General features: G+C 62.3%; 23 protein-coding genes and 1 tRNA gene. 18 read left to right on the top strand and 6 right to left on the bottom strand.

Annotated features, from left to right (window positions below):
* Positions 1-84 precede the first annotated feature (84 nt).
* Genes ACN9MY_RS08470 through ACN9MY_RS08495 form a run of 6 tightly spaced genes read left to right on the top strand, consistent with a single transcriptional unit; the run spans position 85 to position 9,361 of the window.
* Entirely contained in the window at positions 85-1,071 is a 987-nt protein-coding gene (locus ACN9MY_RS08470) for a LacI family DNA-binding transcriptional regulator (RefSeq protein WP_426321685.1), read from the top strand.
* Positions 1,072-1,090: 19 nt separating this feature from the next.
* Positions 1,091-2,305 carry an AGE family epimerase/isomerase gene (locus ACN9MY_RS08475; RefSeq protein WP_426169617.1) on the top strand — a complete coding sequence of 405 codons (1,215 nt, stop codon included), beginning with the start codon at positions 1,091-1,093 and terminating at the stop codon, positions 2,303-2,305.
* On the top strand, positions 2,298-3,221 hold the full coding sequence (locus ACN9MY_RS08480; protein ID WP_426321686.1) for a carbohydrate kinase family protein: 924 nt from the start codon (positions 2,298-2,300) through the stop codon (positions 3,219-3,221). Before ACN9MY_RS08475 ends, ACN9MY_RS08480 begins: the two co-directional genes overlap by 8 nt.
* Positions 3,221-5,623 (top strand): GH92 family glycosyl hydrolase, encoded by a 2,403-nt coding sequence (locus ACN9MY_RS08485; protein ID WP_426321688.1) that lies wholly within the window; start codon positions 3,221-3,223, stop codon positions 5,621-5,623. Before ACN9MY_RS08480 ends, ACN9MY_RS08485 begins: the two co-directional genes overlap by 1 nt.
* Before the next feature lie 23 nt (positions 5,624-5,646).
* Entirely contained in the window at positions 5,647-6,909 is a 1,263-nt protein-coding gene (locus ACN9MY_RS08490) for a sugar MFS transporter (protein WP_426321690.1), read from the top strand.
* Positions 6,896-9,361 (top strand): TIM-barrel domain-containing protein, encoded by a 2,466-nt coding sequence (locus ACN9MY_RS08495; protein WP_426337138.1) that lies wholly within the window; start codon positions 6,896-6,898, stop codon positions 9,359-9,361. Before ACN9MY_RS08490 ends, ACN9MY_RS08495 begins: the two co-directional genes overlap by 14 nt.
* Here ACN9MY_RS08495 and ACN9MY_RS08500 read toward each other — a convergent pair.
* From ACN9MY_RS08500 to ACN9MY_RS08510, 3 genes are read right to left on the bottom strand one after another with little or no spacing between them, the layout of a single operon-like run.
* On the bottom strand, positions 9,325-10,713 hold the full coding sequence (locus ACN9MY_RS08500) for a TolC family protein (RefSeq protein WP_426169628.1): 1,389 nt from the start codon (positions 10,711-10,713) through the stop codon (positions 9,325-9,327). The two genes, ACN9MY_RS08495 and ACN9MY_RS08500, sit on opposite strands and share 37 nt — an antisense overlap.
* Positions 10,710-14,000 carry an efflux RND transporter permease subunit gene (locus ACN9MY_RS08505; protein ID WP_426169631.1) on the bottom strand — a complete coding sequence of 1,097 codons (3,291 nt, stop codon included), beginning with the start codon at positions 13,998-14,000 and terminating at the stop codon, positions 10,710-10,712. Before ACN9MY_RS08505 ends, ACN9MY_RS08500 begins: the two co-directional genes overlap by 4 nt.
* A 9-nt stretch (positions 14,001-14,009) precedes the next feature.
* Positions 14,010-15,194, bottom strand: a complete 1,185-nt coding sequence (locus ACN9MY_RS08510; protein ID WP_426169634.1) for an efflux RND transporter periplasmic adaptor subunit — start codon at positions 15,192-15,194, stop codon at positions 14,010-14,012.
* 209 nt (positions 15,195-15,403) lie between these two features.
* On the opposite strand from ACN9MY_RS08510, the gene ACN9MY_RS08515 reads away from it, so the two are divergent.
* The gene (locus ACN9MY_RS08515; RefSeq protein ID WP_426321693.1) at positions 15,404-15,934 is read left to right on the top strand and encodes a TetR/AcrR family transcriptional regulator C-terminal domain-containing protein; all 531 of its coding nucleotides are present in this window, start codon (positions 15,404-15,406) and stop codon (positions 15,932-15,934) included.
* A 9-nt stretch (positions 15,935-15,943) separates the two neighbouring features.
* Here the strand turns inward: ACN9MY_RS08515 and ACN9MY_RS08520 are convergent, their stop codons facing one another.
* On the bottom strand, positions 15,944-16,156 hold the full coding sequence (locus ACN9MY_RS08520) for a hypothetical protein (protein WP_426321695.1): 213 nt from the start codon (positions 16,154-16,156) through the stop codon (positions 15,944-15,946).
* 229 nt (positions 16,157-16,385) lie between these two features.
* Here ACN9MY_RS08520 and ACN9MY_RS08525 point away from each other — a divergent pair, with 229 nt between their 5' ends.
* From ACN9MY_RS08525 to ACN9MY_RS08545, 5 genes are all read left to right on the top strand, one after another.
* Positions 16,386-17,528, top strand: coding sequence for an MlaE family lipid ABC transporter permease subunit (locus ACN9MY_RS08525; RefSeq protein ID WP_426321697.1), 1,143 nt, complete (start codon positions 16,386-16,388; stop codon positions 17,526-17,528).
* A complete protein-coding gene (locus ACN9MY_RS08530) occupies positions 17,525-18,304 on the top strand; it encodes an ABC transporter ATP-binding protein (protein WP_426169645.1) in 780 nt (259 codons plus the stop codon). The genes ACN9MY_RS08525 and ACN9MY_RS08530 overlap by 4 nt, the downstream gene beginning before the upstream one ends.
* A complete protein-coding gene (locus ACN9MY_RS08535; protein WP_426169648.1) occupies positions 18,294-18,887 on the top strand; it encodes an MlaD family protein in 594 nt (197 codons plus the stop codon). Before ACN9MY_RS08530 ends, ACN9MY_RS08535 begins: the two co-directional genes overlap by 11 nt.
* A gap of 259 nt (positions 18,888-19,146) precedes the next feature.
* Positions 19,147-19,881: an MFS transporter gene (locus ACN9MY_RS08540; RefSeq protein WP_426169651.1), complete on the top strand. Its 735-nt coding sequence runs from the start codon at positions 19,147-19,149 to the stop codon at positions 19,879-19,881.
* Complete coding sequence (locus ACN9MY_RS08545) at positions 19,881-20,414, top strand: hypothetical protein (protein ID WP_426321700.1); 534 nt, start codon at positions 19,881-19,883, stop codon at positions 20,412-20,414. Before ACN9MY_RS08540 ends, ACN9MY_RS08545 begins: the two co-directional genes overlap by 1 nt.
* Positions 20,415-20,626: 212 nt before the next feature.
* On the opposite strand, the gene ACN9MY_RS08550 is transcribed toward ACN9MY_RS08545, so the two are convergent.
* Positions 20,627-20,703: transfer RNA gene (locus tag ACN9MY_RS08550), tRNA-Pro, on the bottom strand.
* 93 nt (positions 20,704-20,796) lie between these two features.
* On the opposite strand from ACN9MY_RS08550, the gene arsC reads away from it, so the two are divergent.
* Both arsC and ACN9MY_RS08560 read left to right on the top strand, forming a co-directional pair.
* Positions 20,797-21,144, top strand: a complete 348-nt coding sequence (gene arsC, locus ACN9MY_RS08555) for an arsenate reductase (glutaredoxin) (RefSeq protein WP_426169656.1) — start codon at positions 20,797-20,799, stop codon at positions 21,142-21,144.
* A complete protein-coding gene (locus tag ACN9MY_RS08560) occupies positions 21,145-21,954 on the top strand; it encodes a hypothetical protein (RefSeq protein ID WP_426321702.1) in 810 nt (269 codons plus the stop codon).
* Positions 21,955-21,984: 30 nt separating this feature from the next.
* Here ACN9MY_RS08560 and ispB read toward each other — a convergent pair whose 3' ends face one another.
* Positions 21,985-22,935, bottom strand: a complete 951-nt coding sequence (gene ispB / locus ACN9MY_RS08565; RefSeq protein ID WP_426323712.1) for an octaprenyl diphosphate synthase — start codon at positions 22,933-22,935, stop codon at positions 21,985-21,987.
* 227 nt (positions 22,936-23,162) lie between these two features.
* On the opposite strand from ispB, the gene rplU reads away from it, so the two are divergent.
* The 4 genes from rplU (at position 23,163) to proB (ending at position 26,234) form a co-directional block, all read left to right on the top strand.
* The gene (gene rplU / locus ACN9MY_RS08570) at positions 23,163-23,474 is read left to right on the top strand and encodes a 50S ribosomal protein L21 (RefSeq protein WP_055933037.1); all 312 of its coding nucleotides are present in this window, start codon (positions 23,163-23,165) and stop codon (positions 23,472-23,474) included.
* A gap of 43 nt (positions 23,475-23,517) precedes the next feature.
* The gene (gene rpmA / locus ACN9MY_RS08575) at positions 23,518-23,778 is read left to right on the top strand and encodes a 50S ribosomal protein L27 (RefSeq protein WP_155456463.1); all 261 of its coding nucleotides are present in this window, start codon (positions 23,518-23,520) and stop codon (positions 23,776-23,778) included.
* An 89-nt stretch (positions 23,779-23,867) separates the two neighbouring features.
* Positions 23,868-24,977: a GTPase ObgE gene (gene obgE, locus ACN9MY_RS08580; protein WP_426169663.1), complete on the top strand. Its 1,110-nt coding sequence runs from the start codon at positions 23,868-23,870 to the stop codon at positions 24,975-24,977.
* A 138-nt stretch (positions 24,978-25,115) separates the two neighbouring features.
* Complete coding sequence (proB, locus tag ACN9MY_RS08585; protein WP_426321705.1) at positions 25,116-26,234, top strand: glutamate 5-kinase; 1,119 nt, start codon at positions 25,116-25,118, stop codon at positions 26,232-26,234.
* Positions 26,235-26,242: the final 8 nt, after the last annotated feature.

Consider the following 26,242-nt stretch of genomic DNA (forward strand, 5'->3'; position numbering starts at 1 on the left):
GCTTGAAAGCGCCAGAATAGGCGTTTAATAAACTGAACATTGGAGACTCTTCATGCACTTGATTCCTTGCCCAGGGGTGCAGCCGTGAGCCAGGTCACTTTGCGCGACATCGCCGAAGCTACCGGGCTGTCGATCGGCACGGTCTCGCGCGCGCTGAAGAACCAGGCCGGCATGACCGAAGTCACCCGCAACCAGGTGCGCCAGGCCGCGGAGAAAATGGGCTACGACTTTGGACAGCTCAAGAAAGGGCGCATCCGCCGTATCGCCTTCCTCCTGCACAGCCAGCACAACACGCTGGCATCGAGCCAGTTCTATTCGCCGGTCCTGCATGGCGCGGAAGCGGCGTGCCGGCGCGAGGGTATCGCCCTGTCCTTCATCGCAGTAGGGCCGGCCGAACCGGTGCAGGGCCTGATCCGCGTGCACCAGCCAGACGCCATCCTGTGCGCAGGATTCTTCGAACCGGAAGTGCTGGCTGCCCTGCAGCAGTCCGGCAAGCCTATCGTGCTGGTGGACATGCACCGCCGCGGCTTCACTTCGGTCAACCCGGACAATGTGCGCGGCGGCTACCTCGCCACCCAGCACCTGCTGCGCTGCGGCCGCAAGCGCATCGCAATGATGTCCGGCTCGCTGGCCCACTACAGCATCCAGCAGCGCAACCGCGGCTTCCGCCAGGCGCTGTTCGATGCCAAGGTGTTTGCCGACCCGGAGCTGGAAGTCATCGTCCCTACCATGGGGGAGGGCGACGAGGCGGTGGTGGAAGCCATGCGCAGCCTGCTCAGTCTTCCCAAGCGGCCCGATGCCCTGTTCTGCTACAACGACAGCACCGCATTGGTCGCCATGAAGCATTGCCTGAACGAGGGCATGAAGATCCCGCATGACATTGCCATTGTCGGCTTCGACGATATCAGCAGCGCTGCCGCTGCCATTCCTCCGCTCAGCACTGTCCACGTCGACAAGGAGGACCTGGGGCGGGCGGGCATCGAATTACTGCTCCAGAAACCAGACGAAAACCCCTTTCAGATAACCATGCCAGTCGAATTGATCGTGCGCGAAAGCAGTTGCGACGACTAGCGTACCCACCAGGCCAAACATGAACAAACTCCCGAATTTCCGCAACCCGGACGTCCTGCTCGATCACGCGCGCCACACCATGCGCTTTTACCACCCGCGTGCGCTCGACCCTGCCGGCGGCCTGTATCACTACTTCAAGGATGATGGCACCGTCTACGACGCCGCGCACCGCCACCTGGTCAGCAGCACGCGCTTCGTGTTCACCTATTCCATGGCTTATCGCCATTTCCGCGATCCGGCCTACCTGGAGGGCGCACGCCATGCGTTGCGCTTCCTGCGCGAGGTGCACCGCGACCCGACGGGCAGCGGCTACGCCTGGATGCTCGATGGCCGTGACGTGGAGGACGGCACCCAGCACGCCTATGGCCAGGCCTTCGTGCTCCTGGCTTATTCGCATGCCACCATGGCCGGCCTGGAAGAGGCGCGCGGCTGGATCGGCGAAACCTTCGAGCTGATGGAAAAGCGTTTCTGGAACCAGCAAGACGGCCTGTACGCCGACGAAGCGAGCCGCGACTGGAGCGAGCTTTCGAGCTATCGCGGCCAGAACGCGAACATGCATGCCTGCGAAGCACTGCTGGCGGCGCACCAGGCCACCGGGGAGCTGCGCTACCTGGAACGGGCCTACACCGTGGCCTGCAACATCACCCAGCGCCAGGCTGCCCGTTGCGGCGGCCTGATCTGGGAGCACTACGACGCGAACTGGCAGCCGGACTGGCGCTTCAATATCGACGATCCGGAAAACCTGTTCCGCCCGTGGGGCTACCAGCCGGGCCACTTCACCGAGTGGGCCAAGCTGCTGCTGCAGCTGGAAGCGCGCGGCAGTGTGCTGGGCAAGGACCTGGGCTGGCTGCTGCCGACCGCGGAACGCCTGTTCCAGACCGCTGTGGACAAGGGATGGGATGCCGTGCATGGCGGCCTGGCTTACTCGCTGGCGCCTGACCTGACCGTGTGCGATCCGCACAAGTATTTCTGGGTGCAGGCCGAAAGCACGGCGGCTGCCGCTATGCTGGCCAAGCGCACCGGCAACGACGGGTACTGGGACTGGTACCAGCGCCTGTGGGCCTATAGCTGGACCCACTTCGTCGATCACGAGCATGGCGCCTGGTACCGCATCCTGTCCGGCGACAACCGCAAGCTGAGCGACGAAAAGAGCCCGGCCGGCAAGGTCGATTACCACACCATGGGTGCCTGCTATGACATCGTGGCGGCGCTGGGGGCGGGCGATCATGCATGACGCGCCAGTGATGCTGTGCGCTGGCGAGGCGCTGACCGACATGATTTACCAGGGCGACGAGCGCTGGGTCAGCCGCGTTGGCGGCTCGGTGTGGAACGTGGCGCGCGCGCTGGCCGTGCTGGGCGAGCGCACCGCCTTTGCCGGCGCAATCAGCCGCGATCGTTTCGGCGACGCCTTGTGGAGCGCCAGCGAGGCCGTAGGCCTGGACCTGCGCCTGCTGCAGCGCGTTGAACGCTCGCCGCTGCTGGCGATCGTGGAGCAGGGCGAGCCGCCGAGCTACTTCTTCATTGGCGACGATAGCGCCGACCTGCATTTCGATCCGGAGGCACTGCCTGAATACTGGTCGCGCGATTTGCGCTGGGCGCATTTCGGCGGCATCAGCCTGGCGCGCGAGCCGCTGGCGTCGAACCTGGTCGCGCTGGCCGAGAAGCTGAAAGAGCAGGGCGTGGCCATCAGCTATGACCCGAACTACCGCAACCTGATGGATGACCGCTACGCGCCAACCCTGCGCAGCATGGCCGAACTTGCCGACGTGATCAAGGTTTCCGACGACGACCTGCGCGGCTTGTTCCCCGGCGTGCCGCTGGATTCGGCCCTGCAGCAGCTGCGCGCCGCCGCGCCTTCCGCGTGCTGCTTGCTGACCCGCGGCGGCCAGGGCGCAAGCCTGTTCCATGGCGAGCAGCGTGCCGACGCGCGCGCGCCGGCGGTCTCGGTGGTCGACACGGTCGGCGCGGGCGATGCCAGCGTGGCCGGCCTGCTGCACAGCCTCGCACGCCATCCGGGCCGTTCGCTGCAGTCACACCTGCATGCGGCGCTGGCGGCGGGTTCCGCTGCCTGCCTGCAGTCCGGTGCAACCCCGCCGCCGCCCGCAGCCATGCAGCAGCTGTTCGAATTGCTTGAAGGAGAGGCACCGTAATGAAAGCAATCCGCTTTGCCATTCGCTCCGTCCTGCTGGCGGCATGCGCCCTGCCGCTGGCTGCAGCGCCGGCCGACATGCCGGTCAACACCTTCATCGGCACCCAGGACGAAGGCAATACCTTCCCCGGCGCCTCCGCACCCTTCGGCATGATCCAGGTCAGCCCGACCGGCGAACATTACGCCGGCTGGCACTATAGCGATGCGCGCATCCGCGGCTTTGGCCATTCCTTCCTGTCCGGCGCCGGCTGCTGGGAGCAGGGCGGCCAGCTTTCGGTGCTGCCGGTCACCGGCAGCATCGGCCCCGGCGGCGATTTCGACACCAAAAAGGCGGAAAGCTTCAATTACAAGCGCTATGCAGCCAACTACAGCCACGAAGGCGAAGTTGGCCAGGCAGGCTTCTACAAGGTGCAGCTCACCAGCTATGGCGGCATTACCGCCGAGGCCACAGCGCTGACCCGCGCAGCCGCGGAACGTTATACCTTTGCCCCCGGGACCGCCAGCGGCCACGTGCTGCTCAACCTGGGCCAGGCCAACGAGCGCCATTCCGTGGTCGGCAGCGAAGTGCGCGTACTGGACGAGCGCAGTGTCGAAGGCAAGATCGTCACCAGGAGTTTCTGCGGCGGCGCCCAGTACACCACCTGGTTCCGCATCGTGTTCGACCAGCCCTTCGTGGCCAACGGCATCTGGGATGACCGCGGCGGCTGGCCAGGCGTGAAGGGACCAAGCCAGCAAGGGGACAGCCGTCCGCATGGCGTGTGGCTGACATTCGACCTCAGGAACGGCCAGGCCGTGACGGCGGTCAGCGCCATTTCCCACGTTGACGCGGAAGGCGCACGCATCAACTTGAAGGCGGAAGGCATGGCCGGCGGCAAGCCGCTCACGTTCGACGCAATGCGGGCGCAGGCGCAGGCGGCGTGGCAGAAGGAACTGGGCACGGTCCGCATCGAAGGCGGCAGCAACGATGACCGCACCGTGTTCTACACCGCCCTGTATCATGCGCTGCTGCAGCCGCTGACGGGCAGCGATGCCGATGGCCGTTATCGCGGCTATGACGATGCGCTGCATAGCGCCAGGGACTGGACCTATTACGAGTTCTTCTCTCTGTGGGACACTTACCGCGCGCAGAACCAGTTGCTTGCCTTGCTGCGTCCGCAGCGCTCGCGCGACATCGCCAATTCCGTGCTGAAGATCCGCGAGCAGGGCGGCTGGCTGCCGCGCTGGGGCTACGCCAACTTCGACAGCAATGTGATGACTGGCGACCCGGTCACGCCGTTCCTGGTCGACCTGTGGCGCTTTGGAGCGTTGCAAGGACGTGAGCGCGAAGCGTACGCCGCGCTGCGCGAAAACGCCTTTGGCGTGCCGCCGTCGCGCATCCGCGCCGAGGGCCGCGCAGGCAATCCGAACTACCTGAGCCAGGGCTTTGTCCAGTATGACCGTGGCTTTGTCGCCAAGGGCATGGACATCGACCCGCACCACGGAGCGTCGGCGACGCTGGAATATGCGCTGGCCGACAGCTCGCTCGCGATCATGGCCAGGGCGCTTGGCCAACGCAAGGATGCAAAGCTGCTCGAACAGCGCGCCCTCAACTGGCGCAAGATTTGGGATCCGTCGGTTGTCGACGCACCAACCGGGCAGCGCGGCTTCCCGCGTCCGCGCACGCTGGATGGCAGCTGGTTCACCGACTTGAACGGCAGCTATGACCCGCGCGCCGAGCGCGGCTTCCACGAGGGCACCGCCTGGCAGTACCAATGGCTGGTGCCGCAGGACGTTCCGGGCCTGGCAGAGGCTATGGGCGGACGCGCCAAGGCCTTGCAGCGCCTCGACCAGTTCTTCGATTACGACGCCGTGCTGGCCGATCCGGCGGCCGTGCGCAAGTCGTGGGTGGTGGGCGCCTACAGCTACTACAGCCAGTTCCGCTACAACCCGAATAACGAACCGGACCTGCACGCGCCATGGATGTACACTCTGATGGGGCAGCCGTGGAAAACCACCACCGTGCTGCGCGCGGCGGAAACCCTGTTCGGTAACGGTCCCGGCGGCGTCACCGGCAACGACGACCTGGGCACGATGTCGGCCTGGTACCTGTTCAGTGCCCTGGGCCTGTATCCGGATGTGCCGGGCAGCGGCCGTTTCCTGCTGCACGCGCCGCGCTTTGCGCGCGCCGAGATCGACCTGCCGCAAGGCCGCACCCTGCGCATTGAAGCGCCGCAGGCCAGGCCGGGCGAGCGCCGCTTCGTGCAGTCGGTGCAGTGGGGCGGCCGGCCGCTGTCGCGCGTGTGGCTGGATTGGGAACAACTGCAGGGAGCTGGCACCCTGTCGTTCAAGCTTGCACCGCAGCCTGATACGGCCGGCTGGGGCACGCAGGGCCGTGACCTGCCGCGCCCACCAGCCGGCATGTAAACATAAAAACTGAGGAGACATTCATGGCATCCACCGTACCCAACGCTACGCCAACTGCACCGCCAGCGGCGGCAGGCGGCGCTCAGAACGGAACGAACACCGGCGCGCTGGTCATCGTCACACTGCTGTTCTTCATGTGGGGTTTGATTACCTCGCTGAACGACGTGCTGATTCCGCACCTGAAGGCGATCTATACGCTGTCCTATTTCCAGGCGATGCTGGTGCAGCTTTGCTTCTTCGGCGCTTACTTCATCGTATCGCTGCCGGCGGGCGCCCTGATCCGCCGCATCGGCTACCAGAAGGGTGCGGTAGCCGGCCTGCTGATTGCCGCCGGCGGCTGCGTGCTGTTCTATCCGGCTTCGTTCGGCGGCTACGGCCTGTTCCTGCTGGCGTTCTTTGTCCTGGCGTCGGGCATCACGGTGCTGCAGGTTGCCGCCAACCCGTACGTCACCGTGCTCGGGCCGCCGCGCACGGCCTCCAGCCGCCTGAACCTGACCCAGGCTTTCAATTCCCTCGGCACCACCATCGGCCCTTCCGTTGGCGGCATGCTGATCCTGTCGGCGGCCGGCGTGGCGGGCGCCGCGGCTGATGCAGCCACCGTGCGCGGCCCCTACCTGGCCCTGGCCGGTGCGCTGGCCTTGCTGGCTGTGCTGTTCTTTGTCGCCAAACTGCCGCAGATCGCCGACACCGAAGACGTTTCGCTGGCGGGCGAGGGACACGGTTCGGCCTGGGCCCACCGCCACCTCGTGCTGGGCGCCATCGGCATTTTCCTGTACGTTGGCGCGGAAGTCAGCATCGGTAGCTTCCTCATCAACTTCCTGGGCGAGTCGCACATTGCCGGCCTGGCCCACGCCGAAGCGGCGCATTACGTCAGCATCTACTGGGGCGGCGCCATGGTGGGTCGTTTCATCGGCTTCGTGGTGATGCGCGTGGCCAGCCCGGGCAAGACGCTGGCCGTCAACTCGCTGGTGGCAATCGGCCTGGTGCTGGCGGCGACCTTCGGCAAGGGCAGCGTGGCAATGTGGGCCATCCTGGCGGTGGGCCTGTGCAACTCGATCATGTTCCCGACCATCTTCAGCATGGCGCTGCATGGCCTGGGCAAGTACACCGGCCAGGGCTCTGGCATCCTGTGCATGGCCATTGTCGGCGGCGCGCTGGTGCCGTTCGCGCAGGGCGCGCTGGCGGATGCCATCGGCGTGCAGGCATCGTTCATGCTGCCTGCCGCCTGCTATGCCTTCATCCTTTACTTCGGCGCGAAGTATTCTTCGATGTATGCGGCCCAGTAGTGTCCTGGCCGTCCTCGCGCTGGGCGCAGCAAGTACGCTGCACGCGGAAACCGTGGAGCGCATGGTGCTCTCCCGCGGCGGCGTGGTGCTTGAAGTATCTGCACCGGCCAGCGGCATCGTGCGCATCCGCATGGGCCGCGGGAAATTGCCGGAAGATGCCTCGTGGGCGGTGCCGGCTGCAAGGCGCAGCGCGCGCCTGCCGCTGAAAGTCACGCGCCGTGGCGAACAGGTGCTGCTGCGCACGGCGAACATCGCCGCCCGCATCGATTTGCGTACCTTGCGGACGGACGTGCTCGATGGCGGCGGCCGGCTGCTGCTGGCCGACCTTGCCGGACGGGCCGCGCTTTCACCCGATGGCGGCTTCCGCATGCGTGGGCGCATGGGCGGCGACGATCATGTCTTTGGCCTGGGAGACAAGACCGGGACCTTCGACCGCAAGGGTGGCGCCTACACCATGTGGAATACGGACACCTACAAGTTCACGCAGGCGACAGATCCCCTTTACAAGACCGTTCCATTCTTCCTGGCCGTGAGCGACCGTGGGCAGGCCCATGGCCTGTTCCTCGACAACACCTGGCGCACCACTTTCGATTTCGGCAAGACCGAACGGGGCGTGCTGTCGATCAGCGGCGAGGGTGGACCTGTCGATTACTACGTCATGGCAGGCCCCGCACCGAAGGACGTGCTGCAGCAATATGCCCGGCTGACCGGCTCGGCGCCGCTGATGCCGCAATGGGCGTTGGGCTTCCAGCAGTCCAAGTGGAGCTACAAGACGGACGCCGAAGTGCGCGCGATCGCGCGGCGCCTGCGCAGCGAAAGGCTGCCCTCGGACGTGATCTACATGGATATCGACTATCAGGATCGCTCGCGCCCATTCACCGTCAACCGCCAGGCCTTCCCCCACGTGCGGCGGCTTGCCGACGACCTTCGCACGCAGGGCATCCGCCTGGTGCTGATTACCGACCCGCATATCGCCAATGCTCCAGGCCAGGGCTACGCCGCCTACGACAGCGGTGCGGCGCAAGACCTTTTCCTGAAACTGCCGGGTGGCCGGTACTACTCGGGCGATGTGTGGCCCGGCGCAGCCGTGTTCCCCGACTTCAGCCGCGCCCAGGCGCGCCGCTGGTGGGGCGAGCTGCATGCCGGATTCGTGAGTGACGGCGTGGCGGGCTTCTGGAACGACATGAATGAGCCTTCGATCTTCAATGCTCCGGGCAAGACCATGCCGCTCGAGGTCGTGCACCGGATTGAAAGCGACGACTTCGCGCCGCGCAGCACCTCGCACGCGGAAATGCACAACGTCTATGGCCAGCTCAATTCGCGCGCCACGTACGAAGGCCTGCTGCGGCTGCAGCCGGACGTGCGTCCCTTCGTGCTGACCCGCGCCACCTACGCCGGCGGCCAGCGTTATGCGGCAACGTGGACCGGCGACAACGTCTCGAGCTGGCAGCACCTCAAGATGGGCATGCAGCAGCTGGTCAATCTTGGTCTGAGCGGTTTCTCCTACGCCGGCAACGACATTGGCGGCTACGCCGGCGAGCGGCCGTCGCCCGAATTGCTGACGCGCTGGTTCCAGCTTGGCGCCTTCATGCCGCTGTTTCGCGCCCATGCGGAAACCGGCCGGGCCGACCAGGAACCCTGGGTTGGCGTCGCGGCGCAGGTCGAGATCCGCCGTCGTTTCATCTCGGAGCGCTACCGCCTGATGCCCTACCTGTATGCCGCAGCGGAGGAAAACAGCCGCAGCGGCATTCCTCTGCTGCGGCCAGTCTTCCTCAACTTCCCTTCAGTACTGGCGCATGGCGACCGGCTTGGCGGTTCGGAGGACCAGTTCATGATCGGCGGCGACCTGCTGCTGGCGCCATCGCCGATGCTTGAATCGCCGGGCGACTACAACGTGGAGCTGCCCGGCAAGGGCTGGTACGACTACTGGACGGGACGGCGCCTGGACGGCAAAGGGCTTGTCGTCAAACCGGATATCGCCCAGTTGCCGGTCTATGTGCGCCCGGGTGCGATCATCCCCCGCCAGCCCCTGGTGCAAAGCACGGCCTTCATCCCTGAGGGCAGGCTGGAACTCCATGTTTATCCTGGTGCCGGCTGCCAGGGCGACATCTACGCCGACGATGGCGTCAGCCTGGCATACCAGCGCGGCGGCTTCCTGCGCCAGCGCATCCGCTGCGAGCAAACGCCATCGGGCCTGAAGCTGTTGTTCGAGCAGCGCGAGGGGAGCTGGAGGCCGTGGTGGAATGGCATGGCGCTTTATGTCCATGGATGGGATGCCGAGGCCGCGCCGCAAGCGTATGCGGCCGGCGGCGCACTGGCCACTTCCGTGGATCGCGAGCAGAATGCGGCCGTGATCCTGGCGCCGGACCTGGCAGGCGGGGTGGTCGAAATCGACCGGCAGCGAGCGGTTGACCCTCAGGGGCCGCCCCAGCCACCGGCAAGCGCCTTGTAGACCACGACCAGCGAAACGGCCGCACCGGACTGCGCCTGCGCCAGCCGGTCGCGCGCCGACAGCAGTTCGCGTTCGGCATCCAGCACCACCAGGAAATCGGTCGAACCAACCGCAAAGCGCTCGCGCGCAATTTTGGCCGCCTGCTCGGAAGCGACGACCGCGTCGTACAGCAGCGCGGCCTGCTGCTGCGAGCGCGTGTAGTTGATGAATGCGCCCTCTGTTTCCTCCAGCGCCGCCAGTACGGCGCGCTCGTAGTTCACCACCGCCGCATCGGCGCGTGCATCAGATGCGGCAATATTGGCGCGGATGCGGCCGAAGTCGAGCAGGTTCCACGCCAGTTGCGCGCCGAGGTTATAGGCGTAGGACGCGCCCTTGCCAAGGTCGCTCGCATGAGAGGCGTTCTGCCCCAGCGTCCCGCCCAGCGTGATGGACGGGAACCATGCGCTGCGAGCGACGCCGGCATTGGCTGCCGCCGCGGCCAGTTGCGCTTCCGCCAGCTGCACGTCGGGCCGGCGGCGCAGCAGGTTTTCCGGCGTGCCGATGCCGCCGATATCGAAGGATTTGAGCCCCGGCAGCGGGCGCGGCTCGCCCAGCTCCGCATCCAGCCCGGTCGGCGGCAGGCCGCAAAGCACGGCAAGCCGATAGCGCGTGCGGGCTAGCGCCGATTCGAATGCAGGCACCGAAGCGGCAGTCGAATTCACCAGCGAACGAGCGCGTTCCGTATCGAGCGCGGTGCCGCGCCCAACGCTCTCGCGGGCCTCGACCAGCTGCAAGGCGGCGCGCTGGGTCTCCAGGGAAGCAACGGCAACGCGCAATTGCTCCTGCAATCCCCGCAAGTTGAAATAGTTGCGCGCCACTTCGGCCGCCACGCTTAGCTGCGCTGCCCGATAGCCCGCCTCGCCGGCCAGGACGCCGGCTTGCGCCGCGCGCCGCGCGTCGCCCAGGCGGCCGAACACATCGACTTCCCAAAGCACGTCCAGGCCTACTAAATAAGCATTGTCGGTCTTGGGAACGCCGTTGCTATCCTTGGCCCGCACGCGTGCTGCCCCCGCGTTGAGGTTCACGGTCGGCCACAGGTCGGCGTCGGCGAAGCGTCCGATTGCGCGCGACTCGGCCAGGCTGGCAGCCGCGCTGCGCACGTCGGTATTGGCCTTCAGTGCGCGCAGGACCAGGGAAGACAACTGCTCGTCCTCGAAGCGGCGCCAGAATTCGGCCACCGGTTCGCTGTTCGCTGCCTGGCCGGGGGCGTTGACGAAGCCCGCCTGCGCGGGAGGCTGGTAGCGCGCCAGTTGCGGCGCATGGGAGCAAGCGCCAAGGAGCAGCGCCGCAAGCAAGGATAAGGTGCTTTTCATGATTTTCCCTCGGGCGGCGGACTGGCGTCGTCAATGCCGGCGTGGAAGGGGTGGGCGGCGGCGTCGACCGCGCGCCGCACTTCGGCCGCGTGTTCACGGCGCTTGGCTGTGCTCTTGCGCACCATGCTGTAGAACACCGGCGTCAGGAAGATGCCGAAGAACGTCACGCCAACCATGCCCGAGAAGACCGCAATGCCCATGGCCCGGCGCATTTCGCTGCCTGCGCCGCTGCCGAGTATGAGCGGGACGACGCCGGCGCAGAATGCGATGGACGTCATCAGGATCGGTCGCAGCCGCAGGTGGCAGGCTTCAAGCACCGCTTCGACCATGGGCCTTCCGCGCTCTTCCAGCTCCTTGGCAAACTCCACGATCAGGATCGCATTCTTGCAGGCCAGGCCGACCAGCACCACCAGCGCCACCTGGGTAAAGATATTCAGGTCCCCGGTCTGCCCGAAGGGCGGCCAGTGCGACAGCCAGACCCCGAACAGCGCGCACAGTATGCACATCGGCACGATCAGGATGATCGCCAGCGGCAGGCTCCAGCTCTCATATTGCGCAGTGAGCACCAGCACCACCAGCACAACGGACAGGAACAGGACCGCCGCCAGCGTGGGTATCTTTGCGCCGATCACCGGCAAGGTCACGTCGCGCGTCAGGCGGTCCTGGTAGGTCAGGTCGGTCCATTCAAAGCCCATGCCGCGCGGCAGGCCCTTGATCAGCTTTTCGATTTCCGCTTCCGCCTGGCCGCTGGAGAAACCCGGCTTGGGAGCGCCATTCAGGTCGGCGGCGGGAAAGCCGTTGTAGCGGGTCACGCGTGTCGGTCCAAAGGTAGGCTGGACCTGCATGAGGGCGCCGAGTTGCACCATCTGCCCTGCGTCGTTACGGGTTTCAAGGCGTGCGATGCTATCTGCGCTGGAGCGGTAGGGCGCGTCTGCCTGCACCACCACCTGGTAGGTTTTTCCGAAGCGGGTAAAGTCGTTGACGTACAGGGAGCCCAGGTTGATCTGCAGCGTATCGTAGATCGACTGCAGCGGCACACCCATCTGCTTTGCCTTGGTCCTGTCCACATCGGCGAACAACTGCGGCACATTGATATCGTAAGTCGAGTAAGGCGTCGCGATGGTCGACTTGGGATTGCCGTAGATCGGCCCGAGTATGCCCCACACGCTGCCATAAAGCGCTTGCTCGCCCTGGCTGCTGCGGTCCTGCACCATCAGCTTGAAGCCGCCGGCGGCACCCAGGCCCTCCACGGCTGGTGGCGGCACCACGAAGATACGGGCGCCCTGTATCTGCTGCATGGCGCCGTTCACCTTGCCCAGGATGGCGTCCTTGGACAGTGCGGCCGAGGTTCGCTCTTCGAACGGCGTCAGTCCCAGGAAGACAATGCCCTCGTTTGGCGCCGCCGAGAATCCTGCAATCGAAAGACCGGGGAAGGCGATTGAATCGCGGATGCCCGGCACTTTGCGGGCGATATCGCTCATTTCCCGAATCACCTTCTCCGTGCGATCGAGGGTCGCCCCGGCCGGCAACTGGGCTACGCCGATCAGGTATTGCTTGTCCGGCGCCGGCACGAACCCGCTGGGAATGGCGCCGAACAGCACTGCGGTCAGGGCCAGAAGCACGCCATAGACAAGCAACGCCGCAGATTTTCGCTTCAGGATAGCGTCGACGCCGCGACTGTACTTCTTGCTCTGGCGCTGGAAGAAGCAGTTAAACCAATGGAAGAAGCGTCCGAACAGCTTGTCCATCCAGATCATCACGGTATCCTTGGGCGCATCGTGCGGACGCAGGAGCAGCGCCGCCATCGCGGGCGAAAGAGTCAGCGAGTTGATCGCGGATATGACTGTGGAAATTGCGATGGTGACGGCGAACTGCTTATAGAACTGGCCGGACAGGCCGGGCACGAAGGTCAGAGGGATGAAGACTGCGCACAGCACCAGCGCAATCGCCACGATAGGCCCGCTGACTTCGCTCATCGCCTTGTGCGTTGCGGCGTGCGGCGTAAGTCCGTCCGCGATATTGCGCTCGACGTTCTCCACCACCACGATCGCATCGTCGACGACAATGCCGATTGCCAGCACCAGGCCGAACAGCGTCAGAGTGTTGATCGAATAGCCGAGCAGCAGGAGCACCCCGAAGGTGCCGACAATCGACACCGGCACCGCCAGCAGGGGAATCACCGAAGCGCGCCAGGTCTGGAGGAAGATGATCACCACAAGCACCACCAGCAAGATGGCCTCGACCAGGGTGTGCACCACCTTTTCAATCGAGGTCTGCACGAAGCGTGTCGGGTCGTAGACGATGTCGTAGTCGACGCCCTGCGGGAAGGACTGTTTTAGCCGGGCCATGGTGGCGCGGACATTGTCGGAGAGCGCCAGCGAGTTGGATCCGGGCGCCTGGAAAATACCGATCGCCACGGCATCCTTGTTGTTCAACAGGCTGCGCAAGGCGAAGGTGCTTGCGCTCATCTCGACGCGGCCGATGTCCTTGATCCTCACGACCGCGCCGGTGCGCGTATCGCTGCGAACAATGATGTTTGCAAAATCCTCTTCCTTGACCAGCCGTCCCTGCGCGTTGACCGCCAGCTGGAATTCCGTGTTGTTCACGGCCGGCGGCGACCCGACCACGCCCGCCGCGACTTGCGCGTTCTGCTCGCGAATCGCCTGGATGACGTCGCCCGCAGTCATGCTGCGCGAAGCCAGTTTCTGCGGATCGAGCCAGATGCGCATTGCGTAATCGCCGCCGCCGAAGAACAGCACGGACCCCATGCCGGGAATGCGCAGCAGTTCGTCGCGTACATACAGGTTGGCGTAGTTGCGCAGGTAAAGCGTGTCGTGGCTGTTGTCCGGGCTGGCCATGTGCACCACCATGGTCAGGCTGGAGGACTGCTTCTCCGTCGTCACGCCGATCTGGCGCACGATGTCCGGCAGGCGGGGAAGGGCGCGGTTGATCCGGTTCTGTACTGCCGTTTCGGCTTGCTCCGGCACCGTGCCGATCTTGAACGTGACCGTAATGCTCATGCTGCCGTCGGCCGTGGCCTGGCTCTGGAAGTACAGCACGTTTTCCAGCCCATTGATCTGCTCTTCGAGCGGGGCCGCGACCGTCTCCGCAATCACGCGCGGATTCGCGCCCGGGAATTGCGCGCGTACCACCACCTGCGGCGGCGCCACCTCGGGATATTCCGAAATCGGCAGTTGGAAGATCGCCAGCAGCCCTGTCAGGAAAATGAAGATCGAAATGACGGTTGCAAGGCGCGGATGCTCGATGAAATGTTTTGAGAAGTCCATGGCTCCTCCTCAACCCTTGGCCGGTGCAGGGGCTCCGGGCGGCGGGGCAGGGATGGGCATGCCTTGCTCATTCACTTTCAGCACCTGCGGCGTGACGGGCGCGCCAGGGAAGGCGCGCAGCAAGCCGTCCACGATCACAAGTTCGCCTTCCTTCACGCCTTCCACCACACGCATGCCGTCGATCAGTGCTCCGGGCTTGACCTCGCGCTGTTCGACGATATTGTTCTTGCCTACCACCAGCACGACCTTGCGGGTCTGGTCGGTGGTGAGCGCGCGGTCCGCAATCACGGTGGCCATGTACTTGCCGCTGCCCACCAGCTTCAGGCGCGCGAACAGTCCCGGGGTGAACAGGCCGTCCTTGTTTTCGAATACTGCCCGCCCGCGCAGCGATGCAGTGGCGGGATTCAGCCGGTTGTCGACGAAGTCCATCTTGCCTTCGTGGGGGAAACCCTCTTCATTGGCCAGGCCGAGGTAGATGACGTTCGGCGTATCGCGCGACGAGGCGCGGGTACCATCGCGGGCTGCGCGCATGTATTTGAGGTATAGCGCCTCGCTGGCGTCAAAGTATGCGTAGACCTTGTCGGTCGAGACGACCGTTGTCAGTACCGGCTCGCCCGCATTCACCAGGTTGCCTTCGGTGACGTTGGCGCGCGAAGTGCGGCCTTCCACCGGAGAGGTAATGTTGGTGAATTCCAGGTTGAGGCGCGCCTGCGTGAGCGCCGCCTCCCCGGCACGTATCGACGACTGCGAATTGGCGACGGCAGCGCGCAGCTGGTCCAGTTCCTGCTGGCTGACGCCACGAACGGCGACCAGTTTTTCCGCACGCGCGAATTCGGATTTGTTCAATTCGAACTGGGTGCGGGCGGACTGCAACTGCGCCTCGGCTCGCGCCACCTCGGCCGCGTAGGGGCGGGGATCGATGGTGAAGAGCGGCTCGCCTTTCCTGACGACCTGGCCCTCCTTGAAATGGACTTTGACCAGGTTGCCGGTCACGCGCGAGCGCACGTCGACTGTGTGCGGCGCTTCCAGCCGTCCTGTGAATTCATCGAACTCCTGGACCTGCCGCTTGACGACCGGCGCCACCGAGACGGCGGGCGGACCTCCGGCTTGTTTGGAGGGATCTTCCTTGGCGCCGCAAGCGGCGAGAAGTGCCAGGACGGCAAAGGGGACAAGACGTGCTGCCAGCGTATTCATAGCTCGAACCTTCCAAACTGCGTTGCACAGCGGGGAAACCGATTCTTACAGCGTGATACTTACGGCGGGTTTTCAGGAAAATAGCACAAAAATAGCAGCGTGGGCAGGACACGCTTCCACCTTATTAAGACAGGAAATCGCTCGCGGACATGGTTCCCGCGAGGGCTCCGGGTTTCAGCACATAGGCCGCTGTATCCGGCGGCAGCGCCATGTCGCCATCAGCCTTGTTCGGGGAGCTGGTTTCGCGGTCCACGCAAGAACATGGCGGACAACTGGCCGATCTTTTTGGCGAGCGGCCGTGCGCCGCAATTGGCCCGGGCTTGCCGCCCGACGCAATGGAAGTGCTTGCCCTGCTGGACCCCAAGCAGGATGTCGAAGTTTCGCTGAAAGGCTTCGGCGAGCGCGTGCTCAGAACCTTTTTCACGCCGCAGAAATTCGCCATGCGGCGCATGGTGATTGCGGCCTCAGGCAACAATCCCGAAGTGGGGCGCACATTCTACGAGAACGGCCCAGGCAAGGGCATGAAGCTGGTCGCCGGCTATTTTGAAGCTGTGATGAAAGCAGGGAAGTTGCGCATGGCCGATCCCCATGTGGCAGCAAGCCAGTTCCGTGCCCTGCTCGATTGCGAATTGGAAGAGCGCGGCCTGATGAATGCCTTGCCCGAGTTTCACGATGCGCAGGTTGTTGCAACGGTAGCCCGCGCCGTGGACACCTTCATGCGCGCTTACCGCCCGGACTGAAGCCTGCGGTTATTCGCCCAGCGCTGTTTTTTCTTCGGCGGTCAGGCGCTTCGCCTTCACCACGACGATTGGAGTGGTGCTTGCTTTAACGCTGGCGACTTGAGCGGCCGGTGCCAGCAATTTCGGCACGGCGGCGGTGGCTGCGGCAGACACGCCGATCAGGATCAAAGCGCCCAAGAAGATGAATTCCATATGCTTACTGAGTTCCATACTGTTCTCCATAAAATGTAATTCCTTGGAAACATTATGTGGCAGTGCAGCATATAACTCAAATTCAAAGTTTCGATAATCGTCATTCGCAAAGAGAATGACTCGGTTGGCGCAGGGGAACCCCCAATGTGTTGTTCCGCACAGAACCGCCCAAAGCGTCGAGCCTAAACTGAAACAAAGAAACGCCAAGCTATTCGCGCATGTTCGGCGACCAGTTTATGCCACCAAATAGGCAGACACCATGCCCAGGGTTCCCGCCAATCCGGCGCAAGCCGCCTCACCCCGTTCACCACCGGCTATCGAAGTCAGCGGAGAAGGAGAGCGCCACGCACTGTCGGGCTCGCTCGTCATTGGCACCCTCACCACAGCCAGGAACTCGTTGAAGAGCTGGTCGAAGCCCGGGCCGTCGTGCACCCTTGATGTGGCCGGGATCACGCAGCTCGATACGCCGGGTGCCTTGTTTCTTTCAGCCCTCCGCAAACTGGGCGTGGCGCTCACCGGCGTGCGCCCGGAACACCAGACCCTGTTCGACTTGATCGACTCGCTCGATCTCAAGCCGCTGCCGGCTGTAGCAGCAGTTCCGCGCTGGCGCCAGCGGGTGATAGCGTTGGGAAAAAGTGCCCATGACACCTGGCACGAGGCGCGCTCTTTCATTACTTTTGTCGGCTGTGTCGCAAGCTGGACCTTCCATGCCCTGTTACACCCCACTTGCCTGCGTCCGGCGTCGATCTCGCGCCATGTCCGGGAGACCGGGATCCAGGCCTTGCCCATCATCGGCTTGATGGCGGTCATGATTGCAATCGTCATCGGCTACCAGGGTGTCGCGCAATTGCGCCAATATGGCGGAGAAGACCTCACCATCAACCTGGTCGCCGTCTCGGTGTTGCGTGAAATGGGCGTGTTAATCACCTCCATCATGGTGGCGGGCCGCTCCGGCTCCGCCTACACGGCTGAAATTGGCGTCATGAAGACGCGCGACGAAGTCGACGCGCTCACCGTGATGGGGCTGGAACCGATGCAGATGCTGGTCGTGCCCCGCGTGATCGCACTGGTCCTGACCTTGCCTGTGCTGGCCTTTTTTGCCGACATCATGGGCTTGATCGGCGGAGCGGCCATTGCACAAGTGCTGCTGCAGGTGGCGCCGGCGCAATACCTGGCGCGCTTGCCGCAGGTCGTCAGCCTCAGCGACCTGAATGTCGGCTTGTTCAAGGCGCCGGTATTCGCCTTCTGCATTGCAGTCATCGCGTGCATGCACGGGTTGCGGGTCAAGGGTACTGCCGAAAGCGTTGGCCGCGAAACCACCCGTTCCGTCGTGAAGTCGATTTTCCTGGTGCTGGTGCTTGATGCGCTCTTCTCGATCCTGTTTGAAAAGCTTGGAGTATGAAACCCGCCGCCACGCCCATCCTGTCTGCCCGGGGCATCGTCAACCGCTTCGGCAAACAGCTCATACATGACAAGCTTGACCTTGACGTCAAGCGTGGAGAAATCATTGGCATCGCCGGCGGCTCCGGTTCCGGCAAGTCGGTGCTGCTGAAGACCCTGATTGGCCTGCACCAGCCGGACGGCGGCGAAGTCTTGCTCGACGGCGTGGCGATCAGCACCATTTCAGCCCATGAGCGCGCCTTTGCGTTTGGTGTCCTGTTCCAGCAAGGCGCGCTGTTTTCCTCCCTGTCTGTGGCCGACAACATCATGCTGCCAATGCGCGAACATACGAGCTTGCAGGCCGACGACCGTGAGCAGATCGCCGCGATGAAACTGGCGCTGACCGGCCTGGAGGCGGACAGCGGCCTCAAGTTTCCGTCCGCACTGTCGGGCGGCATGGTCAAGCGCGCCGCGTTTGCCCGTGCCCTGGCGCTCGATCCTCAGATTCTTTTCCTCGATGAACCGAGCTCCGATCTTGATCCGATTGCCGCTGCAGGCATTGACGCCCTGATCCAGCAGCTCAATCGTAGTCTGGGGATCACGGCCGTCATCGTCACTCATGATCTCACGACCCTGGTGACCATCTGCGACCGCATCGCCTTGCTGGTTGACCGGAAGCTGACGATCGATACCGCCAGCCAGTTGCGGAAATCCAAACATCCGTGGATACACGACTTCTTCCACGGGCCGCGCGCCGAGGGCGCAATGTCCGCCAGGGAGGTGAGTCATGGAAACTGACAGGCGCTATTTCATGGAAGGGCTGTTCATCATCGCCTTTGCCGTTGCCGCCGCCTTGTTTGCCGTCTGGCTAGGCAGCCCGGGACAGCGCGATGATGTGCTGTACCGCATCCACTTCCCCGAATCGGTCGGCGGCCTGACCGTCGGCGACCCGGTGAAGTTCCGCGGCGTCGATGCCGGCACGGTCAAGTCGATCATCAATGATCCGGACGACCCGAGCCTGGTGCAGGTAGACGTGCGCTTGCGCAAAAATACACCGGTCAAGACAGACACCCGGGCCAGCCTTGCGCTCAAGGGCATTACCGGCGTCGTTTATGTCGAGCTGAGTGGCGGAGGAAAAACCGCCAAGCCCCTGCTTGCTGTGACGGCTCCGGACAAGATTCCCGAGATCCCGTTCCAGAAATCAGGGCTCAAAGCCATGCTCGATGAACTGCCCAAGGCCGTTGAAAAATTCATGGCGATCGAAAACCAGGCCAAGAAGGTCGTGACGGACGTTGGCGCCTTGACTGAGAAGGTCAAGGCTAATCCCTCTCTGCTGCTGCGCCGTCCTGACAAGGACAGCAATGACGGCGCCAAAAAATAGCGGCAATTTAAGAGCAGTGACAGTGCATCGAGATTTGCAACGGATATCGCGATAAGACTGAAGTCAACACAATTGAAAGACCATTGAGCTTCGTTCGTTTGAGGTGGAGCCGTTGACTTTAGTGCGTTGTCATTCATACTGTCTATATATACAGCATGCGCTCGGGTGTAATTGCAAATTGACAACAATTGCTCTTATTGATCAGCAAATGTCGTAATGCCTAACTCAATGAATGACCTAGCTGTAGTATTGTGACGCGATGGAAACACCAAAAGAACTTGATTTCAGCATTGATGCGTTCAGCCCTGACACCATACCAATGTCTCGGCTAGCTGAATACATGCAGCAGCTGGCCGCCTTGTACGGGAGCGAGCCTGCTGTGCATTTTCGAACAGTTCGACCAGGAAGCGCAATTCTCAGCGTGCTGATCGACACCGCCGCTGTCGATTGTGTTGAATCTAGGCTGCGTATGGTTCACGACGCTTCGGCACCCGATGACCTGAAGAAGGCCTATCAAAACCTCAATAATATGCTGAAGGCTGACAAGGCAATCGGAGAGGTTAGGCAGACGACCGGAGGAGTCGTCTTAGCCTTCCCTGGTAGAGACACCCCGATCCAAAAGACGTTCCGTGTCAAAGAAGCAGGCGTACTTGACGGCGTCGTCATTCGAATTGGTGGCAAAGACAACACTATCCCCGTTTGGTTGAAGGATGTCGACGGCACGATTCACAAATGCGAAGCAAACAGCGATATGGCGCGAGAGTTGATTCGAAATTACCTTTCGACCCCGATTCGCGTTTCGGGGCAAGGCGATTGGCTGCGCGGCGAAGATGGGGTTTGGTCGCTTGAGAAGTTTCGAATCAGTGGCTGGGAACCTTTAGACGATGTGTCGATAACGGACATTCTTAATGCAGCTCGGTTAGCTAAGGGCAATGGATGGAACGAAGTTGATGATCCAATCAAGGAGCACCTGCTGATACGAGGATCGGATTAATGGTAATTTTTGACGCGGGCATTCTCATAAAACTGCTTGATCCGCGCACATCGGATATTCAGCGCGATAAGCTGGACTATCTAGTAGTTCGATTGCAAAGATCGAAGACTAAGATATTGATTCCAACGCCGGCCCTTTCTGAGTTCTACGTCAAGGCTGACCCAGACGTTTTGGCTTCCTTCAAAGGCCGTTCGGCCTTCATCATTGCTCCCTTTGATGAAAAGGCTGCAATCGAGTGCGCGATAAGCGTCAGAGACGCGGTTCGTTCCGGTAAGAAGAAGGGTGTCCAAGATGCCGCACCCTGGCAGAAAGTGAAGTTCGACCATCAGATAGTCGCGATTGCCAAGGTTCACAGGGCTACCTGTATTTACTCCGAAGATGAAGGGCTGCGAAACTTTGCTGCATCACTTGGGCTGAGCGCTCAATGCACAGAAGAATTGCAAGAAAATCCGGAGTCTAAACAGCAGAAACTTGACTTGAACATGGAAGGCGACGGGGCAATCCCCCCACCAAATGATAGCCGCAGAAAGTAGAGATGGCACGACACTATGTCGAAGCTGGGCGCATGACCATCAAGAGCGCTTGCCTGGCGGTTTGCATCAGCCAGACCTGGTTTGTTAGGTGCTACGCGAGGTCAGTAAACCTCGGCTGGCATAAGGGACACTGGGACAACAGATTTACTCCATATCGTTATCAATAACTGATCAGTGTGAGATGGGAAACCGTTTGGGTTTAAAAGTATCTTTGGTCGGGGTGAGAGGATTCGAACCTCCGGCCTCTACGTCCCGAACGTAGCGCTCTACCGGGCTAAGCTACACCCCGACTGGTGTGAGCTAATTCTACACATAATTTTGTGGATTTATCAACTCCCTTGCCGGTGATATAGTGCGGCTTTGAATTAACTTCATTTGCATCATGGGAATCACCATTTATCACAACAATTCGTGCAGCAATTCGCGCGGCGCGCTGGCGCTGATCCGCGAAGCGGGCATTGAGCCGGAAATCGTTGAATACCTGAAGGCGCCGCCATCGCGCGAAGTCCTGATAGACCTGATTGCGCGAGCCGGCCTGACGGCGCGCGGCGCCATGCGCAACAAGGGTGAGCTGTACGACCAGCTTGGCCTGGCAGACGAATCGCTGCCGGAGGATGAGCTGGTTGACGCCATGATGGCGCACCCGGAACTGATCAACCGTCCCTTCGTGGTGACCGACAAGGGCGTGCGCCTGTGCCGTCCGCCGGAAACGGTCAAAGAGATCCTTTAAGTGCGCAAAGCCTTCGTTACCGCTTTGCTGGCGCTGGCCGCCAGCGCGCATGCCGACACTTCGGAATGCGAGATCCACAAGCTGGCCACCTACCCATTTCCGCATCGTCCGACGGCGGAGCAGGCCGCGGCATTGAAGGACTGCAATGCTGACAAGCTGTATTACGGCATCGGCGTGCATTTCGATTATGTGAAGGCGCGGCACTGCGCCTTTGCGGCGGATAGCCAGGATGTCCTGATGATGCTGTACGCGAACGGCCTGGGCGTGCCGCGCAATTATGCGGTGGCGAAGATGGCGGCCTGCCGCGCCGATGCCACCGAGATCGAAGCGCGCCTGGCGCGTTTGGCGCGCATGCAGACCGGCAAGGAAGGCCCATCGCCGAAGATCGACATGTGCGATGACGCGGCAAAAAGCCATCTGCTGTCGCGCTGTGCCGCGATCCGGCTGGACCTGGCCGACCAGGACCGCAACGCACGCATCGACACCATTTCGGCACGCTGGAACGATGCCGAGAAATCCGCTTTGCAGCAGGTGCGGCGTCACGGGACAGACCCTGCGCAAATTGAGGAAATCCTCAACTCCTTGCTGGATTTCGAGGCCGGCAAGCTGCCATCCTTCATGGCAGAAGATGCCGCGGCAGCCGAGCGTGAAATGAGCCAGATGAAGATCCCGGCCGAGAAGCAGCGCAGCTGGCTGGCCTACCGCGATGCATGGCTGGCGCTGGGCAAGCTGCGCTACCCAGCGGTCGCACCGCATGCGTGGAAGGCATACTTCGCCAAGCGGCGCATAGCCGCGGTCAAGGCGCAGTAAGAAAAAAGGCGCCGATTGGCGCCTTGTTCTTTAGTGGCTGCGGTCCACCGAGAAGCGGGCCAGTTGCAGCAAGGCTTGTTTGTAGGTGCCGTCCGGCATGCCTGCAATCGCGTCGATGGCGCGCTGCGCTGCCACTTCGGCGGCGCGACGGGTGTAGTCCAGTGCGCCGCTATTAGTGATCGCGGCCAGGATGGTATCGAAGTGCTGCTCGTCGCCGTTTTCGATGCAGGAACGGACCAGGGCGCGCTGTTCTTCGCTGCCGTTTTCCATCAGCCAGATCAGCGGCAGGGTAGGTTTGCCTTCGCGCAGGTCGTCGCCCACGTTCTTGCCGATCTCGCTTGCGTCGCCTGCGTAATCCAGCACGTCGTCGATCAACTGGAAGGCGGTGCCCAGCGAGCGGCCGTATTCGCCTGCTGCGGCGATGTCGGCGTCGGAAGCGCCCGCCACCAGTGCGCCCAGTTCCGCCGCCGCCTCGAACAGCTTGGCGGTCTTGGAACGGATCACCTGCAGGTAGCTTTCTTCGGTCACGTCCGGGTCGTGCATGTTCAGCAACTGCAGCACTTCGCCCTCGGCGATCACATTGGTCGCATCGGACAGGATCTGCATCACGCGCATGGAATCCAGCGACACCATCATCTGGAAGGCGCGCGAATACAGGAAGTCGCCCACCAGCACGGAAGCGGCATTGCCGAACAGTGCGTTGGCAGTCTGGCGGCCGCGACGCATTGACGATTCGTCAACAACATCATCGTGCAGCAGGGTTGCGGTGTGGATGAACTCCACCACTGCGGCCAGCTCGTGATGGCCGGCGCCCTTGTAGTTGTATGCATTCGCTACCAGCAGGACCAGGACTGGTCGGATACGCTTGCCGCCCGCGCTGATGATATATTCAGCGATCTGGTTGACCAGTGCCACTTCCGAGTGAAGGCGCTGGCGGATCACCGTATTGACCGCGTCCATATCGGCGGCAATGGTGCTCATGATGGTGTTCTGGGCGTTGTTCGACAAGGCAAACCTACTGGTAAGGTTGGTAAGAGTGCCGCGATTATACGTTACTCGTTGCCGACATACCACGACGGCCGCCCGTCGACAATACCTTTTGACCAGTTTCCCGAAACTATGTATAATCAGCGGTTCCCCGGCTTTCGTCTGTTGTTTTTGGGCGTCGAGCAAGCGGGACTTATTAACAATTCAAGAGGTTTCCAATCATGTACGCGGTCATAAAAACCGGCGGCAAACAATACAAAGTTGCTGCTGGCGAAAAAATTAAAGTAGAACAGTTGCCGGCTGACATTGGTTCCGAAATCACTATCGACCAGGTTCTCGCCGTTGGCGCGGGCGACAGCATCAAGTTTGGTGCTCCTCTGGTTGCAGGTGCATCGGTTCTGGTGAAAGTAGTTGCCCAAGGTCGTCACGACAAGGTACGCATCTTCAAGATGCGTCGTCGTAAGCACTACCAGAAGCGTCAAGGCCACCGCCAGAACTTCACCGAAATCCAAATCGTTTCGATCAACGGCTAATTGCTGCTTGCCCGAATTTACCGAGCTATCAAGGAGTAACTAAATGGCACACAAAAAAGGCGGCGGTACTACCCGCAACGGTCGCGACTCTGAATCAAAACGCCTGGGCGTTAAAGTGTACGGCGGCCAGTCCATCAATGCTGGTGGCATCATCATCCGTCAACGCGGCACCCCAGTGTCCGCTGGCGAAAACGTCGGTACCGGCAAGGACCACACCCTGTTCGCACTGGTGGACGGCGTTGTGAAGTTCGTGACCAAGGGTCCGGACAGCAAGAAGTACGTTACCGTCGTAGCTGCTGCTTAAACCAGCAAATACAGGTACAGTAAGGCGAAAGCCTTCTCTCCAAAAGGCTCTGCCAGTGGTAGGGCCTTTTTAGTTTTCAAGGTGGTCTTATGAAGTTTATTGACGAAGCACGCATCGAAGTTATCGCCGGCAGCGGCGGCAATGGCTGCGCCTCTTTTTGCCGTGAAAAATTCCGTCCATTCGGCGGCCCTGATGGCGGCGACGGCGGCAAAGGCGGCAGCATCTGGGCGGTAGCCGACCGTAACGTCAATACGCTGGTGGACTATCGCTATTCCAAGATGCACCGCGCCGGCAACGGCGAATCCGGCCGTGGCTCCGACTGCTACGGCAAGGGCGCAGACGACATCTTCCTGCGCATGCCGGTCGGCACCCTGATCATCGACGAAGTCACCGGCGAAATCATCGCCGACATGACCGAACATGGCCAGATGGAACTGCTGGCCAAGGGCGGCGAGGGCGGCTGGGGCAATATCCACTTCAAGACCTCGACCAACCGCGCACCGCGCCAGAAAACCGACGGCAAGGAAGGCGAACGCCGCGAGCTGCGCCTGGAGCTGAAAGTGCTGGCCGACGTTGGCCTGCTGGGCATGCCGAATGCCGGCAAGTCGACCTTCATCACCGCGGTATCGAATGCCCGTCCGAAGATTGCGGACTACCCGTTCACCACCCTGCACCCGAACCTGGGCGTGGTGCGTGTGTCGCACGAAAAATCGTTCGTGATCGCGGACATTCCTGGCCTGATCGAAGGTGCCGCCGAAGGTGCGGGCCTGGGCCACCAGTTCCTGCGCCACCTGTCGCGCACCGGCCTGCTGCTGCACATCGTCGACCTGGCGCCGTTCGAGGCGACTGTCGATCCGGTCAAGGAAGCCAAGGCCCTGGTCAAGGAACTGCAAAAGTACGATCCTGCGCTGGGCGACAAGCCGCGCTGGCTGGTGCTGAACAAGCTGGACGTGATTCCGGAAGAAGAACGCGCCAAGCGCGTCAAGGACTTCGTCAAGAAGTTCGGCTTCAAGGGTCCGGTATTTGAGATCTCCGCACTGTCGCACGAAGGCACGCAGGAACTGGTCAACGCCATCTACCTGCACCTGGAGCAGCAGCGCTATTCCGAGCAGCGCTCGGAAGAAGTGCAGATGACCGAAGAAGCCCGCGGTATCTCCTCCATCGACCCGGACGACCCACGTTTCAAAGTTCTCGATTAAAATCGAGACAACCTCTTATCTTTGCCGCCCCTGCCAACCGCGGGGGCGAGCATTGTCTGCGGCAAGCCGGCATCACCCCGCCCGGCGCATCACCAGAAGTTTCGCGTACCTTTTGTTTGATCAGACTTTTGCCGTCCTATGAATTCGCTTATCCAGAACTCCACCCGCATCATCATCAAAGTGGGCTCCTCGCTCGTCACCAATGACGGCCGCGGGCTCGATCATGCCGCTATCGCCCGCTGGGCCTCACAGATTTCCGCCCTGCGTGCGCTGGGCAAGGAAGTCGTGCTGGTCAGCTCCGGCGCCGTAGCAGAAGGCATGCTGCGCCTGGGCTTCGAAAAGCGACCGACGGACATACACGAACTGCAGGCATGCGCCGCCGTGGGCCAGATGGGCCTCGCGCAGATTTATGAAACCAGCTTCCGCGAGCACAGCATCGGCACTGCCCAGGTGCTGCTGACCCACGCCGACCTGGCCGACCGCGAACGCTACCTGAACGCGCGCTCCACGCTGACCACCTTGCTGCGCCTGGGCGTGGTCCCGATCATCAACGAGAACGACACCGTCGTCACCGATGAAATCAAGTTCGGCGACAACGACACGCTCGGCGCGCTGGTGGCAAACCTGATCGAAGCCGACGCGCTGATCATCCTGACCGACCAGCGCGGCCTGTTCAGCGCCGACCCGCGTAAGGACCCGGCGGCCTACCTCATCACACATGGCCGCGCCGGCGACCCTGCGCTGGAAGCGATGGCGGGCGGCGCCGGCTCCGCGCTGGGACGCGGCGGCATGCTGACCAAAATCCTGGCCGCCAAGCGTGCGGCCAAGTCCGGCGCCCATACCGTGATCGCCTTTGGCCGCGAAGCAGATGTGCTGACCCGCCTGGCTGCAGGCGAGAATATCGGCACCGAATTGTCCGCGCAGACCGGCCACCTGACGGCGCGCAAGCAGTGGATGGCAGACCACCTGCACACCGCAGGCCAGGTTGTGCTGGATGCCGGTGCCGTACAAAAGCTGGTGAAAGAGGGTAAATCCCTGCTGCCGATTGGCGTGACAGAAGTACACGGTGAATTCGGCCGAGGCGCGGTCGTCACCTGCATCGGCGAGGACGGTCACGCCATCGCGCGCGGCATCAGCAATTACACCAGTGCTGAAACCCGCCGCATCAAGCGCAAGCCCTCCGCCGAGATCGAAGCCATCCTCGGCTATGTCGAAGGACATGAGCTGATCCACCGCGACAATATGGTTTTACTCTAAACCGGTAA

Source organism: Pseudoduganella sp. R-31 (assembly GCF_049913235.1).
Taxonomy (GTDB): Bacteria; Pseudomonadota; Gammaproteobacteria; order Burkholderiales; family Burkholderiaceae_D; genus Rugamonas.